Below are 14,466 nucleotides of genomic sequence, written 5' to 3' on the forward strand. Positions count from 1 at the left end.
CGCAACCTCTGCCCTCACCGGCACCGTACGTCACCGGTTACCGCGCGTCCGCCGTTCCTTCCCGTCCCCATCCGCTGCGAGGTGCGGCGACGAACACCCCTGCGCCGTCACGCAGTTGCGCTCGACCGATCTCCGGCACCTCCCCCACAGAACGCCGAAATCAAGCCACCGTTGACCGAAACCACTCCTGCCACACAACTCCGCATTGCCTTAATTTTAAGCTTCAAAAATCGCGAGGAGGGGCTTCCAGGAATGGAAATCGGCAGCAGAATCAGAGGGATTTCCGCTTCCACCGTGGGGCGTCGAGTGGCGACGTTCGGCGCGGTGGCGGGAATTGCCGCAGCGTCCGTGATTGCCGTCCCGGGCACCGCCAACGCGGCGCCGATCGCGGCCTACAACGGCGTATGCGGACCAGGATTCACGGTCATAGACTCCCTGCCCGTCGGAAACGAGGGGACGGTGTACCTCACGTACCAGAGGTCCTCGGGCAGCAATTGCGCGGTCAGTATCCGCAAGGGGACGGGCGGAACGGTCCCCATGTCGGTATTCCTCATGCGTTCCGACGATTCCTCGACCTGGATCTCGGACGAGGGGGATTACACGACGTACGCCGGCCCCGTGTGGGTCAACGCCAGAGGTGCGTGCGTGGACTGGGGCGGCGTCGTCGGCGGCGGCTACAGCCACCGGGAGAACGACCACTGCGGCTAGGAGGGACCGGCCCCCGGCGATCCGGCGTCCGGCTGGCGCCCGGCCGCCGGTGCCACCTCGTCGGGGCCGCGCCGTCAGTGGCGCGGCCCCGGAGATTCACACGCGTTCCGCGGCGATCAGCAGGTACTGGAAGCTGCCGTTGCGGTAGGCGTTGAGGAAGGTGTCCTCGATGCCCGTGACCAGGTGGTCGGCTTGGCGGCGAAGTTCCCAGTACGGCAGCGCGGCCTCCGTCAGGTCCTCGACGTGCACGGGGACGAGCCGGTTGCGGGCCATGGCGCGGAAGTACTCCGAGCGCGGGTGGATGTCGCAGATGTAGTGGGCGTTGATGAGCGACACCTCGCGCGAGGCGCGCCCGTACGAGTCGTTGTAGCAGCCGGTGATCGTGACGTAGCGGCCACCGCGCCGGAGCAGCCGCGCGTGCTCCGCGAACAGCAGCTCCAGTTCGACGTACATGGTCGACTCGTTGTTCCACGACGCCGCGTACGCGCCGGCGGTGAAGCCGGTGTCGAGCATGTTGCGGTGGTGGTAGCGCACCTTGTCGTCGATACCGCGTTTGCGGGCCTGCTCGTTGGCGAAGTCGGCCTGCTTGGCGGAGATCGTGACCCCGTCGGAGTGGCAGCCGTAGCGCAGGTGCGCGACCACGCTGCCGCCCCCGCGCCCGCACCCGGCGTCGAAGACCCGGTCGGTCGGCGCGACGTCACCGAGGTGGGAGGCGAGGAGTTCGGCCTGGGCGTGCTCCAGCCGGTGCAGTTCTCCGGTGACCCGCTCACGGCGGAGGTCGGGGTTCTGCTCGTCCAGTACCGACCAGTCGGCGTCCCCGATGCCGTAGTGGTGGTGGTACAGGTCGTCGATCTTTCCGAGTTCGAGGTTGACCGGGTTTTCCTCGGCGTTCCAGTAGTCCGCGACCCGTGACTGGTACGTGGACTGGGTCGGCACCGGTGTGCGTGCTGCGGTGTCGGCGTGTGCGATGGTCAACGGTGACTCCTTGCAGTGGTGCGTGGATCGGTCTACCAGTAGTTGGGCAACTGGTAGCGTTCGGTGTTGGTGGCGTGCCACTCGTGGTTGCCGGCGACCCAGTCGGTCAGGCCCCGGACGTACTTTTCGAGGAGGGGCGAGAGGGCGCACAGCGGCGCCGACTCCGCCTCGAACGCCTCGAAGACCTGGTTGTGGATCTCGACGCTCTTCAGGTAGGCGGCCTTCAGGCCGCGCTTGTCGTTGGCGGCCACCACCTGCGGCAGGTTCAGGTGGTTCGGGTCACTGGCCAGTTCCTTGGTGAAGGAATAGAGGTCGTTGACGATGGTGGTGGCGTTGCAGGCCAGGGCGGTGACCCGCTGGACCTCGGGCCGGGCGTAGAGGACTTCGGGCAGTTCGTAGCCGTCCACGGCGTCGACCAGGGACAGGCAGGGGCGGAAGTTGTTGAACTGCCGCATCACCAGGTACTCCCAGACCTGCGGTGCGTACCGCGACTCCGCCCAGGAGGCCTCCGCGAGGTAGCCGAGGTGCAGCCGGGCCATGTCATGGACGAACCGGCCGGTCTGACTGGGGGTCGCGACAGCCGCGTAGTCCTGCAGGGCCCAGTGGTACGAGCGCAGGGGGCCGTCGGCCTGCACACCGCGGCGCCACTCCTCCTCGTATACGGGGGTGCTGTGGAACGGGTCGAGGGCCGACTGGGCGATGATCAGACGGCCGCCCAGGCTGCTGCGCGCGGCGCCCCGGCCTTCGTCCTCCTCGCAGTAGCAGCTGTCGACGATGTTCTCGGCCAGCAGCAACTTGCCGGCGACGGTGAGGCGTTCGAGGTCGGCCGCACCGGGATGCTGGAGGACGACGGCCCGGCCGACCTGGAACTCCGCGAAGTCACCGGTCCACTGCGCGGGGAAGAGATCCAACTCGCGGGCCCAGAGCTCCAGCCTGCGGTCGATCTCCTTGGCCTTTTCCGGGTCGGCGGGGGCGGCGGGCCGGTACTTCAGCCCGGGGACGGCCCCGCCGCGGCGGGCCCGAAGGTCGCGGGCGAGGTTCGGCGGGCCGGGCATCGAGAACCCGGCGGCGGTGTTGGGGGGCGTGCTCATGGTTCGTACTCCACCGGGTCAGTCGGCGCTCCGGCCGAGCTGGACGTTCTCCAGGATTCCGACGGCGTCGGGCACGAGGATGGCTTGCGAGTAGTAGGCGGTGACGAGGTACTTGATGATGGCGGCCTGGTCGACGCCCATGAAGCGGACGTTCAGACCCGGCTGGAACTCCTCGGGGATGCCGGTCTGGTACAGGCCGACGACTCCCTGGTCCGCCTCGCCGGTACGCAGCGCGATGATGCTGCTGGTGTGCGCGTCGCCGATCGGGATCTTGCCGCACGGGAAGATCGGGACGCCCCGCCAGGCAGGGACCTCGTGCCCGTCGACGTCCGCCGTGCCCGGCACCAGACCGCGTTTGTTGCACTGCCGGAAGAAGGCGGCAATCGCCTTCGGATGGGCCAGGAACAGCCGTGTCTTGCGGCGCATGGACAACAGCTCGTCCATGTCGTCGGGGGTCGGCGGGCCGGTGTAGGTGCTGATGCGCTGGCCGTAGTCGGCGTTGTGCAGCAGTCCGAACTCCCGATTGTTGACCAGTTCCCACTCCTGGCGCTCGCGGATCTCCTCCACAGTGAGCCGGAGTTGCTGCTGGGTCTGGTCCATGGGTTCGTTGTAGAGGTCGGCTACCCGACTGTGCACCCGGAGCACGGTCTGGGTCAGGGAGAGTTCGTACTCGCGCGGGGCGAGTTCGTAGTCGACGTATCCGCCGGACAGTGTCGGCTCGCCGACGTGTCCCGCCTGCACCGGCACATCCGCTTCCCCCTTGCGGTTCATGGGGAGCTGCTGCCGCTCCGCGTACGCCGCCAGGTGCGCGGCCAGGGACGGCGCGCGGTCGGTGAACTCCCGGATCACGTCCCAGGGCAGCACCAGCAGCACGCCCGCCGTCTCGGCGCGGACCGAGCTCAACCACAGCGGGTCGGGCCGGCCGATCGCCTCGTCCCCCATCTGGTCGCCGTCCGTGACGACGCCGACGATCTCCTCCTCGCCGTACTTCCCGGCCTGGTAGCGGGCGAAGCGGCCGTGGACGACGAGGTACGCCTCGGTGGCGGGCTGCCCGGCCTCGAAGAGGACCTGGCCGGCCCGGACCTCCCGGACGCTGAAGCGGCCGGCGATCTCCTTGAGGACCTCGATGTCGTCGTAGCCGCGCAGGACGGGCAGTTCGGTGAGGGTCTCCGGGATCACCTTGATGTGGTCCGCACCGTTCTGCTCGAACTGGACCCGGCCCCGGCCGACTCGGAGTTGCAGACGCCGGTTGACCCGGTAGGTGCCACCCTTGACATCCACCCACGGGAGCATCTTCAGCAGCCACCGCGAGGTGATGGCCTGCATCTGCGGCTCGGACTTGGTGGTGGTGGCGAGTTGGCGCGCGGCCTGTGTGCTGAGACTGGTCCGTGCGCTGTCTGCGGGTGGTTCGAGTACGGGCTCTTCGGTGGCGGAACCGGTGACGCTGTCCGGTGTGGACACATTCCCTCCCGGGACGTGAACAGAGGTGAGCAGAACGGCCAGTGGTGCGCAGGGTGGCCGTGCGCAGGGACAAGCGAAACAGGCGAGAGATCATCTCGGTACGGCGTGAAGGGGGGCGGCTTCGTATTCCGAGGGCGCAAACACCGGGATGTTGCAGACAGATCCGAATCCCGCTTCAATACGCCCCTCACTCACGGCGCTTGCCAGGCATACACGCGCCGGAACAGGGAATATCAACATCCCTCGTACGTGTCTGTTTCGCACAACGATCCGAAACAGGCAACGGGGCTCTCCCTGGCGCAAGGCGCGTGCCGCCGCATCCCGTCCGGCACCCTGTCCGGCCTGCCACGCGGTGCAGACGCAACGCGGCGGCAGACATGCGGCTTCCCCGGGAAAGTGTGACTGCGAACCACCGCTCCGCAGGCCGGCCTTCCGGGTGTGCCGGCCACCGTCGAGGACGGATCCGTCCGGAGCCCGGACACCACCCCCGTGCTCGTGGAGCCGTTAGGCCGCAACCGGGTGCGTCCCTGGAACGAACGATGCGCCCCGCCCCTGCCGAAGCAGGGACGGGGCGCATGGCCCCTCAGCTCGTGGTCGGGTGTGGCTGTGCGGACTTCGCCCAGATGGCGAGCAGTTGCTCGTACTCGGCTTGTTCCTCGGGCCATAGCGGCCGACCGACTCGGGCGGCCATGAACGCGCGTATCCGTTCGTTGGCCTCGGCAGTGGCGTCTGGGACGCATGTGGGCGTCATGTCGCAGATGATAGGTGCCTGAGTGGTCTGCGGCCATTACCGCTTTTGGATGACGTTCACAAGCTCTGCCCCTGATGTGACGTTTCCTCACCATCCACGATGCCGCGGGCCATCAGATCCTCGCCCACCGGACAGCCCCGGAACGGGTGACAGCGCGGGCGCCGCGGCACACGTTCACAGATCCTGCGCAGCCACGGCCGCCGGGCGACGGGAAGCCGCGCCAGGGCGCGGAGGCGGGCGTATCCGGGAAGCGCGGCCCGCGATGCCGGAGCACTCGACGCGGCGCCGCATCGCGCGCACGCGAACACCGCCACACGCTCTCCGCGCCCCTCCGGCCAACGGATTGCCCTTGCTTACCGGAACCGAGAGAAATCCGTTCCGAGCGCCCTGGCAACTGGTTTACCGGAGTGTGGCGCGCCATTACCGGAGAGGGGGAGAATCTTTATCGACGGATCTCAGCCCGTCGGCTGCTTTGCGCCAGTTCGATTGACTGTTGACGCGGATAGCGCCCCCTTCCGTCCACTACCGAGCGTAACCATTTGAACTTTTTGTGCCGAATGTTGCATTTTTGGCCATTGCCGACTTTCGGCCTTTTGGGAATCCCGGGCGATCGAGGCGTCGGCGTTCCGGGTGGACCGTGGACGGCGCGAACCAGCAGGTGGTGAACCTCGTGTGATGCTGCGTCACACGGTGGCCCAACCCATGGAGAACGGTCGGGTTGATCCTTCTTCGTTGTGTGCAAGGGCGCATTTTTATTGGCCTACACCTGCCTGTTTCGCCCTCCGGTCGGGTCCTACGTTCTTCAACGACCCATTCGGTCGGATCGGAAAGGGGCATGGGGATTCCTGGTTCCACCTTTGGCCGGGCCGTAAAAAGTGCCGGAGGGTGAGCCCGGGGAACCTCGTTCAGCGTCACGCCCATGGGTGAGAAACGTCTGCGCAGGGGCGGAAAGGTCGACGGCGTCGCTCTCCTACGCCAGGAATTCAACCGGAGAGCCGTCTTCCCTTGGCCATCCGTGTTACGCCTGAAGGTGGATGTCGCATTCTCCCGGCTCGGCGTGCCGTGATCCGTCCGACTGTGTTCGCAAGGTGAGAAGGCTCGGCACACATTTCCGTCCGGCAGCGATGTCCTGCGCATCGCCGTAGGGACGGCGCGGAAATCTCGCATTCTTTCGGGTCTGGTCCCGGTGGTCGGCACGACCGCGCCTGCGGCGTGCCCGCACCGGCCCGGCCGACGCGCTCATCACGGTGAACGCGCTCTGCTGCACCGCACCACGGCACGCCTCCCCCGGCACTGCGGCACGCCACGGGCTCGTCCCGACCGCAGTTCCGGTGAATCGCATTCGCCCGCACAACGCGTATGACGCGCTCAAGGAGCTCGCATGGTGAGAGAACCTGCCGAGGGCCCTCCCGACGGCCCGCCGGAATCCGCAACGTGTCCCCGGGGCAGCGGGGATTCGACAGCCGGCGTGGAGCGCGCCTTCGCCGAGTTGCTGGCCGAGGTCGTGGGTACCGAACGGGTCCCGGTCGACGGGCATTTCTTCGCCGACCTCGGCGCCGACTCGCTGGTGATGGCGCATTTCTGCGCACGAGTCAGAAAACGACCGGATCTGCCGCCGGTGTCGATGAAGGACGTCTACCAGCACTCGACCATCCGGAGTCTGGCGGCAGCACTGGCCGAGGCCGCACCCGAACATGCCATCGCGGCCGCCCCGGCCGATCCGACGCCGGCCGAAGCGCCGCTCCCCGGGAGTACCGTGCGCTATGTCCTGTGCGGAGCAATGCAGTTGCTGTTCTTCCTCGGATATTCCTACCTCGTCGCATTCACGACCGCGAGCGGCTATCGGTGGGTCTCCGACGGTTCGGGGCCGAGCGGCGTCTACGGGCGAGCGGTCCTCTTCGGCGGCGCCGAATTCCTCGGCCTGTGCGCATTCCCGGTGCTGGTCAAATGGCTCCTCATAGGTCGGTGGAGGTCTCGCGAGTTCCCGGCCTGGGGGGTGGCCTACCTGCGCTTCTGGATCGTCAAGGTGCTGGTGCACGCCAACCCCGCGGTGCTGTTCGTCGGCAGCCCGGTGTACGTGCTCTATCTGCGGGCCCTCGGCGCGAAGATCGGCAAGCACGTCACGATCCTGTCCCGCACCGTCCCGGTCTGCACCGACCTGCTCACCGTCGGCGCCGGCACGGTGATCCGGAAGGACGCGTTCTTCCTCTGCTACCGGGCCCATGCCGGAAGGATCCAGACCGGGGCGGTCACCCTCGGTCGGGACGTGTTCGTCGGCGAGCGGACCGTGCTGGACATCGACACCGCGATGGGGGACGGCGCGCAACTCGGCCACACCTCCGCCCTGCAACGCGGCGAGTCCGTGCCCGGTGGCCGGCGGTGGCACGGTTCTCCGGCGCAGCCGACCGAGGTGGACTACGTGCGGGTGGCGCCGGCGCGGTGCGGTACCTGGCGACGTGGCGCGTTCGGCGTGCTCGGCCTGGTGAAGGCGTTCCTCGTCGTCGTGCCGCTGGTCGTCGCCGGCACCGCACTCCTCCTGACCCGGGTACCCGTGACGGGCGGCCAGGAGGACCTCGCCCGGCGGTCCTTCGCCTCTGCCGCGTTCTACCTCGACGCGCTGGTTCTCTCCCTCGTGGCGTTCTGCGGATTCGTCATCGTGGGGCTGGCCGTGCTCTGCACCGTGCCGCGCCTGTCGCGCCGGGTGATCAAGCCCGGGACGACCTATCCGCTCTACGGCTTCCATTACGCCGTGCACCGCACCCTCGCGCGGATGACGAACCTCAAGTTCTTCATCTGGCTCTTCGGTGACAGCTCCTACATCGTCGGCTACCTGCAGCGTCTGGGGTACGGCCTCTCCCCCGTCGAACAGACCGGCTCGAACTTCGGCATCGGGCTGCAGCACGACTCCCCCTGCCTGAGCGTCGTCGGCAGCGGCACGATGGTCGCCGACGGCCTCTCGCTGATCAACGCCGAGATCTCCCGCACCTCCTTCAGCGTCTCCCGCACGGAGATCGGGAAGCGCAACTTCCTCGGCAACTACATCGCCTACCCGGCGCAGGGCCGCACGGGCGAGAACTGCCTGCTGGCGACCAAGGTGATGGTCCCGCTCGACGGTGAGATCCGGACCGGAGTGGGACTGCTCGGCTCGCCGTGCTTCGAGATCCCGCGGTCGGTGGAGCGCGACACCCGCTTCGACCACCTGCGCGGCGGCGACGAACTGCGCCGCCGCCTGGCCGCCAAGAACCGCTACAACCTCCGCACCGTGGGCCTGGTCCTGTTCATCCGGTGGGTGCACCTGTTCGGCGTGACGCTGCTGACCCTGGCGACCGCCACCCGCGACGACGGGCTCGGGAAGCTCCTGGACGCCGGATACCTGGTGTGCGCCCTGGGGTTCACCGCCGTCTACTACGCGCTGGTGGAGCGGTGCATGACGCGGTTCCGTCCGCTGCGGCCGCAGGTGTGCTCCATCTACGATCCGTACTTCTGGCACCACGAGCGCCTGTGGAAGGTGCCCGACATCCACTTCAACGCGTTCAACGGAACGCCGTTCAAGAACGTCCTCTGGCGGCTGCTGGGGGTCCGGCTCGGCCGCCGGGTCTTCGACGACGGCTGCCACCCCTCCGAGCGCACCCTCACCGCCATCGGTGACGACTGCACCCTGAACGCCGGCAGCCGGATCCAGTGCCACTCTCAGGAGGACGGCACCTTCAAGTCCGACCGCAGCACCCTCGGCGCGGGCTGCACCCTCGGGGTCGGCGCGCTGGTCCACTACGGCGTGACGATGGGCGACGGCGCGGTGCTCGCCGCCGACTCCTTCCTCATGAAGGGCGAGGAGGTGCCCCCGCACGCGCGGTGGGCCGGGAACCCGGCCGCCGAGACGCGCGACCGCCGGCAGCGGACGTACCCCACGGACACCCGCCCCGCACCCGCACCGTCGGCTGTCCGCCGGACGCCGGCACCGCACTCCCCCCGCCACCAGGCCGCACCGGACGGTCCGGCACCGCATCGCCGCGACCGGCGACCGGTGGCGCCGCGGCACGAACCAGCAGAGGAAGCCCGATGAACAAGCCGACGGACGACGACCGCGCGTACTGGCGGAAGGCCCTCGCCGACGGAGGACGCACCGCGATCCCGCGATGGGCCACCGCCCCGGCGGCCGGCCTCGCCACACACGAACTGCCGCTCCCCGACAACCTGGTGGCGCGCCTGGACCGATGGGCCGAGACCCGTCGCATATCCCTGGACGCGGTCCTGTTGGCCGCGCACGCCGCGGTGCTCGCGGCGCTCTCCGGAGAGCAGGAGGTGACCACCGGCTACCTCGCCGCCGACGGCGGTCCGGCGCTGCCCTGCCGGGTGTCCACCGCCCCGGGCAGCTGGCAGGGACTGGCCCTGGAGTCGGCCCGGACGGTGGCCGAGATGCTCGCGCACCGAGATGTCACGGTGGCTGACCTCATCGGCGAACTGGGCCTGCCCGAAGCGCCGTTCGAGACCGAACTCGACCTGTTCGGTACCGACGGCGAGCCGGCCGCGAGCACGGTGCTGCGGGTGGCGGTGGCGCGACACGGCGGGCGGCGCACCCTGCGGCTGCGGTACCGGACCGACGTGCTGGACGCGGAGAGCGCCGCCCGAATAGCCGGCTACCACCTCACCGCGCTGACCCGTTTCGCCGCGGATCCGAACGCCGAACACGGACGGCGGAGCCTGCTCTCCGCCGCCGAACGCCGCTTCCAGCTCGACGGGTTGGCCGGGCCCCACCGGGACCTGCCCGACCTGCGGTTCCACGAACTGTTCGAAGCGCGGGTACGAACCCATCCGGACGCCGTCGCCGCCGTGCACGGCGACCAGCGGTGCACCTACCGGGAACTCAACCGCCGCGCCAATCGATTGGGGCGCGCCCTGTTGGCCAGGGGGCTGGCCCACGAGGACGTAGTCGCCGTCGTCACCGAACGCAACCTGGACTGGATGGCTGCCGTCCTTGCCGTTTTCAAGGCCGGCGGCGTCTACCTGCCCATCGAGCCGCACTTCCCGGCCGACCGCATCGCGGCCGTGCTCGCCCGCGCCGCATGCCGCCTGGTCCTGACCGAACCCGGCAGCACCGCCACCCTCGACCGGGCCCTGGCCGCCCTGCCCGGGGTCCGCACGCTCGGCGTCGACGCCGCCCACGACGGCGCCTACGCGGCGGACGATCTCGGTGTCCCGGTCGGCCCGGACCAGCTCGCCTACATCTACTTCACCAGCGGCTCCACCGGGGAGCCCAAGGGCGCGATGTGCGAGCACGCCGGATTCCTCAACCACCTCCTCGCCAAGATCACCGACCTGGGGATCACCGAGGGCCAGGCAGTCGCCCAGACCGCCCCCCAGTGCTTCGACATCTCCCTCTGGCAACTGGTCTCCGCCCTCCTGGTCGGCGGACGCACCCATCTGGTCGACCAGCGGGCCGTCCTGGACGTCCCGCGCTTCGTCGACACCCTCGCCGAGGGACGCATCACCGTCCTCCAGGTCGTACCGTCCTACCTCGAAGCCGTCCTGTCCCACCTGGAGCTGCACCCGCACCCCCTGCCGGACCTGCGGTGCGTCTCGGTCACCGGCGAGGCGCTGAAGCACGAGCTCGTCCAGCGCTGGTTCGCGGCGCGGCCGGGCGTCAGGCTCGTCAACGCCTACGGGCTGACGGAGACTTCCGACGACACCAACCACCACGTCATGGACCGGGCACCCGACGGCGACCGGGTCCCGCTCGGGCGATGCGTGAACAACGTGCGGGTCTACGTCGTGGACGAGCGCCTGGAGCCGGTGCCGCTGGGCGCCCCCGGCCAGATCGTCTTCTCCGGGGTCTGCGTCGGCCGGGGATACGTCAACGACCCCGAGCGCACCCGGCTGGCCTTCCTCGACGATCCGCACCGCCCGGGCCGACGGCTCTACAAAGGTGGCGACTACGGCCGGTGGCTGCCCGGGGGCGCGTTGGAGTTCCTCGGGCGCCGGGACGCCCAGGTGAAGGTCCGCGGCTTCCGGATCGAGATCGGCGAGATCGAGAACGCCCTGCTGCGCGTACCAGGTATCCGTGACGGTGCCGTCGTGGTCGCCGGGCACGACGATCAGGGCAAGCACCTGGTGGCGTTCTACTGCGGCCCGCGGCCCTTGGAGGCGGACTCCCTGCGCGAGCGGTTGGCCGAGTCGCTGCCGCCCTACATGCTGCCCAGCGCCTTCCACTGGCGGGCGCACCTGCCGCTGACCCCCAACAGCAAGATCGATAAAAAGGCGCTGACCGCTCTCGCCTGCCGACCGGAGGCACCCGGGGAGGGCCACCGCGCCCCGCGTACGCCCACCGAGCGGCGGCTGGCCCGTGCCTGGGCGGAGGTCCTCGGCATCCGGGAGGACGGGATCGGCCGGCACGACCACTTCTTCGACCGGGGCGGCACCTCGCTGTCGGCGGTGAAACTGGCGATCGCCCTGGACCGCACGGTCTCCCTCAAGGACCTCACCCGCCACCCGGTACTCGCCGACCTGGCCGAACGGGTCGACGGCCGCCGCGCGCCGGACCACGGACTGCTCCAGACCCTCGCCGAACCGGTGGACGAACCCATCGGTCACCTGGTGTGCTTCCCCCCGGCAGGGGGCAACGCGGTCACCTTCCGGCCGATGGCCCAAGTACTGCGGACCAGCGGACTGGCCGTCCACGCCGTCGAACTGCCCGGCCACGACCCGGCCGCCGACCACGAGCCCTTCGCCCCGTTGGACGCCGTCGCCGAGCAGACCGCCGCCGAGATCGTCCGGCGCGGCCTGACCGGGGTCCTGCTGTGGGGCCACTCCGCGGGCGCCGCGCTCGCCGTGGCCACCGCCCGGCGGCTCCAGGACCGCCGGTGGCCCGTACAACGGGTCTTCCTCGGCGCGCAGTTGCTCGGCGACGCCACCGAACGACGCGCCGCCGCCGACGCCCTGACCACTCGGAGCGATCCGGAGCTCGCCGAGGAGCCGGGTGCCGACCGCGACCACCCCGCCCTCGGCGCACCGGGCTCCCGGCACGCCGCCCACACCGGCGCCGCCTACCGGCACGACTGCGTCGCCGCGCACCACTACTTCGCCGACGCCCTGGACCACCCGCCGGCCACGAAGCTGACCGCGCCCCTCACCGTCGTCACCGCCGACGACGACCCGAGCACGGCCGACGCCGCACACTTGCACCGCGACTGGCGGCTCCTGGCCGAACACGTCGACCTGCACCGGCTCCCCGCCGGCGGCCACTCCTTCCCCCGCACCCGACCGGCCGAGGCGGCACAGACCGTGCTGTCCGCCGTCCCCCTCCCGACGTCTTCGTGAACCGCACGGAAGACCTCGGCCGCACCACCCCGTACCCCCCACCCATGGGACAGGACAATGCCCACAACAGGAGAGGCACCCCTATGGCATCGCCACCTTCAGTGACCCGGCTCGACGTGGCCCTGCGGCCCGGCCGACCGCCGATGCTGCTGGCCGAATCCCACGGCGACCCGGCAGACTGGGCAGCCCGACACCGGGAGGCCCTGCGCGCCGCCCTCGCCGCGCACGGTGCCGTCCTGGTCCGCGGTCTGGGCCTGCGCGACACCGCCGGGACCACAGCCACCTTCAAGGCCCTGACCACCGATCTGATGGTGGAAACGGAGAGCTTCGCGCCCCGGCAGCGCTACGGAGCGGGCGTGTACTCCTCCTCGAAGTGGCCCCGGAACCAGCCGATGTGCATGCACCACGAGCTCAGCTACACCCTGGAGTTCCCCGGTCTGATGCTGTTCGCGTGCCTGCGGGCCCCCGCCGACGGTGGGGCGACCGCGGTGGCCGACGCGACGGCCGTACTGGACGCACTGCCCAGGAGGGTGGTCAAGCGGTTCGAGCGGCAGGGCTGGCTGCTGACCCGTACCTACAACGAGGAGATCGGAGCCTCCGTCGCCGAGGCGTTCGGCACCGACGACCGCGAAACCGTCGAGCGGTACTGCCGCGCCAACGCCATCGACGTCCGGTGGCAGCCCGACGGCACCCTCCACACCCGCCAGCGGCGCAGCGCGGTGGTGCGCCACCCGCTCTCCGGCCGACGCTGCTGGTTCAACCAGATCGCGTTCCTCAACGAGTGGACGATCGCCCCGGAGATCCGGGAGTTCCTGGTGGACACCTACGGCGCCGACGGCCTGCCGTTCAACACCCGCTACGGCAACGGCGATCCGATCGGCGCGGACGTCGTCGAACTGCTGAACTCGGTCTACGAGCACCACACCGCACGAGAACCGTGGCAGGACGGCGACCTGCTGCTCGTGGACAACCTCCGCACCGCGCACAGCAGGGAGCCCTTCGAAGGGGCCCGCGAAGTGCTCGTCGCGATGGCCGACCCCATCCGCCTTGCCGACTGCTCTCCCAGCATCGAGGTGACTGTCCCGTGACGACCCTGCACTCCCCCGTTCCGCAGCCCGCCGGCCCCGCACCGCGCACCGCACCGTCCTTCGCGGTGATCTCCGGGGCCCAGGTCCAGCACGCCTTACAGGGACGGGCGCGCGAGATCGTGGACCTGGTCGAGGCCACCTATCGCCTGCACGGCGCCGGTGACTCGGTCAACCCGCCGTCGTACTTCCTGAGGTTCCCCGACCGGCCGGCCTCCCGCATCATCGCGCTGCCCGCCTCGCTGGGCGGGGCGACCCCGGTGGACGGCCTCAAGTGGATCTCCAGCTTCCCGACGAACGTGGCGGGCGGAATCCCGCGGGCCTCCGCGGTGCTGATCCTCAACGACCATGACACCGGGTACCCGTTCGCCTGTCTGGAGAGTTCGATCATCAGCGCCACCAGGACGGCGGCGTCCGCGGCCCTGGCCGCCGACCGGCTCAGCCGCGGCCGGCCGCGCCCCCGGCGCGTCGGATTCTTCGGCACGGGGCTGATCGCGCGCTACATCCACACCTTCCTGGCGGACACCGGCTGGGAGTTCGACCAGATCGGCGTGCACGACCTGTCCGCCGACAGCGCCGCCGGATTCCGCCTGTACCTGGAGCAGACCGGCGCCACCCGGTCGATCACCGTGCACGACAGTGCCGAGCAGCTGATCCGCACGAGCGATCTGGTCGTCTTCGCCACCGTCGCCGGACGACCGCACGTCGGCGAGGTGTCGTGGTTCGACCACCACCCGCTGGTGCTGCACATCTCGCTGCGCGACCTCGCCCCCGAGATCGTGCTCGCCTCGACCAACATCGTCGACGACATCGAGCACTGCCTGAAGGCCGACACCTCGCCGCACCTGGCCGAACAACGCACCGGACGGCGGGACTTCCTCCTGGGCACACTCGACGACGTGATGGCGGGGCGAGTGGCTCCGCCCGCGGACCGGACCGTGGTCTTCTCGCCCTTCGGACTCGGAGTGCTGGATCTGGCGGTCGGCAAGTACGTCTACGACGAGGTGGCCCGCTCCGGCGAACTGCACGTCGTCGACGGCTTCTTCCACGAACTGCGCCGCCATGGCTGACCGGCCCGGAG

9 protein-coding genes are annotated in these 14,466 nt (G+C 69.7%); 5 read left to right on the forward strand and 4 right to left on the reverse strand.

Going from position 1 to position 14,466, the window contains the following annotated elements:
- The first annotated feature begins 171 nt into the window (after nt 1–171).
- A complete protein-coding gene (locus tag CG747_RS38365) occupies nt 172–708 on the forward strand; it encodes a spore-associated protein A (RefSeq protein ID WP_257981009.1) in 537 nt (178 codons plus the stop codon).
- A 96-nt stretch (nt 709–804) separates the two neighbouring features.
- On the opposite strand, the gene CG747_RS38370 is transcribed toward CG747_RS38365, so the two are convergent.
- From CG747_RS38370 to CG747_RS48475, 4 genes are all read right to left on the reverse strand, one after another.
- Nucleotides 805–1,683 carry a geranyl diphosphate 2-C-methyltransferase gene (locus CG747_RS38370; protein WP_100606516.1) on the reverse strand — a complete coding sequence of 293 codons (879 nt, stop codon included), beginning with the start codon at nt 1,681–1,683 and terminating at the stop codon, nt 805–807.
- 32 nt (nt 1,684–1,715) lie between these two features.
- Entirely contained in the window at nt 1,716–2,774 is a 1,059-nt protein-coding gene (locus tag CG747_RS38375) for a family 2 encapsulin nanocompartment cargo protein terpene cyclase (RefSeq protein ID WP_100606517.1), read from the reverse strand.
- An 18-nt stretch (nt 2,775–2,792) separates the two neighbouring features.
- A complete protein-coding gene (locus tag CG747_RS38380; RefSeq protein ID WP_100606518.1) occupies nt 2,793–4,235 on the reverse strand; it encodes a family 2B encapsulin nanocompartment shell protein in 1,443 nt (480 codons plus the stop codon).
- Nucleotides 4,236–4,818: 583 nt separating this feature from the next.
- Nucleotides 4,819–4,986: a hypothetical protein gene (locus CG747_RS48475; RefSeq protein ID WP_180985884.1), complete on the reverse strand. Its 168-nt coding sequence runs from the start codon at nt 4,984–4,986 to the stop codon at nt 4,819–4,821.
- Nucleotides 4,987–6,367: 1,381 nt separating this feature from the next.
- Here CG747_RS48475 and CG747_RS38385 point away from each other — a divergent pair.
- The 4 genes from CG747_RS38385 (at nt 6,368) to sbnB (ending at nt 14,455) form a co-directional block, all read left to right on the forward strand.
- Complete coding sequence (locus tag CG747_RS38385) at nt 6,368–9,049, forward strand: Pls/PosA family non-ribosomal peptide synthetase (RefSeq protein ID WP_100606519.1); 2,682 nt, start codon at nt 6,368–6,370, stop codon at nt 9,047–9,049.
- Complete coding sequence (locus CG747_RS38390; protein WP_100606520.1) at nt 9,046–12,300, forward strand: amino acid adenylation domain-containing protein; 3,255 nt, start codon at nt 9,046–9,048, stop codon at nt 12,298–12,300. The genes CG747_RS38385 and CG747_RS38390 overlap by 4 nt, the downstream gene beginning before the upstream one ends.
- 83 nt (nt 12,301–12,383) lie before the next feature.
- Nucleotides 12,384–13,388: a TauD/TfdA family dioxygenase gene (locus CG747_RS38395; protein WP_100606521.1), complete on the forward strand. Its 1,005-nt coding sequence runs from the start codon at nt 12,384–12,386 to the stop codon at nt 13,386–13,388.
- On the forward strand, nt 13,385–14,455 hold the full coding sequence (gene sbnB / locus CG747_RS38400; protein WP_100606522.1) for a 2,3-diaminopropionate biosynthesis protein SbnB: 1,071 nt from the start codon (nt 13,385–13,387) through the stop codon (nt 14,453–14,455). The genes CG747_RS38395 and sbnB overlap by 4 nt, the downstream gene beginning before the upstream one ends.
- Nucleotides 14,456–14,466 lie beyond the last annotated feature (11 nt).

This window comes from Streptomyces sp. CB02959, from assembly GCF_002803155.1.
Taxonomy (GTDB): domain Bacteria; phylum Actinomycetota; class Actinomycetes; order Streptomycetales; family Streptomycetaceae; genus Streptomyces.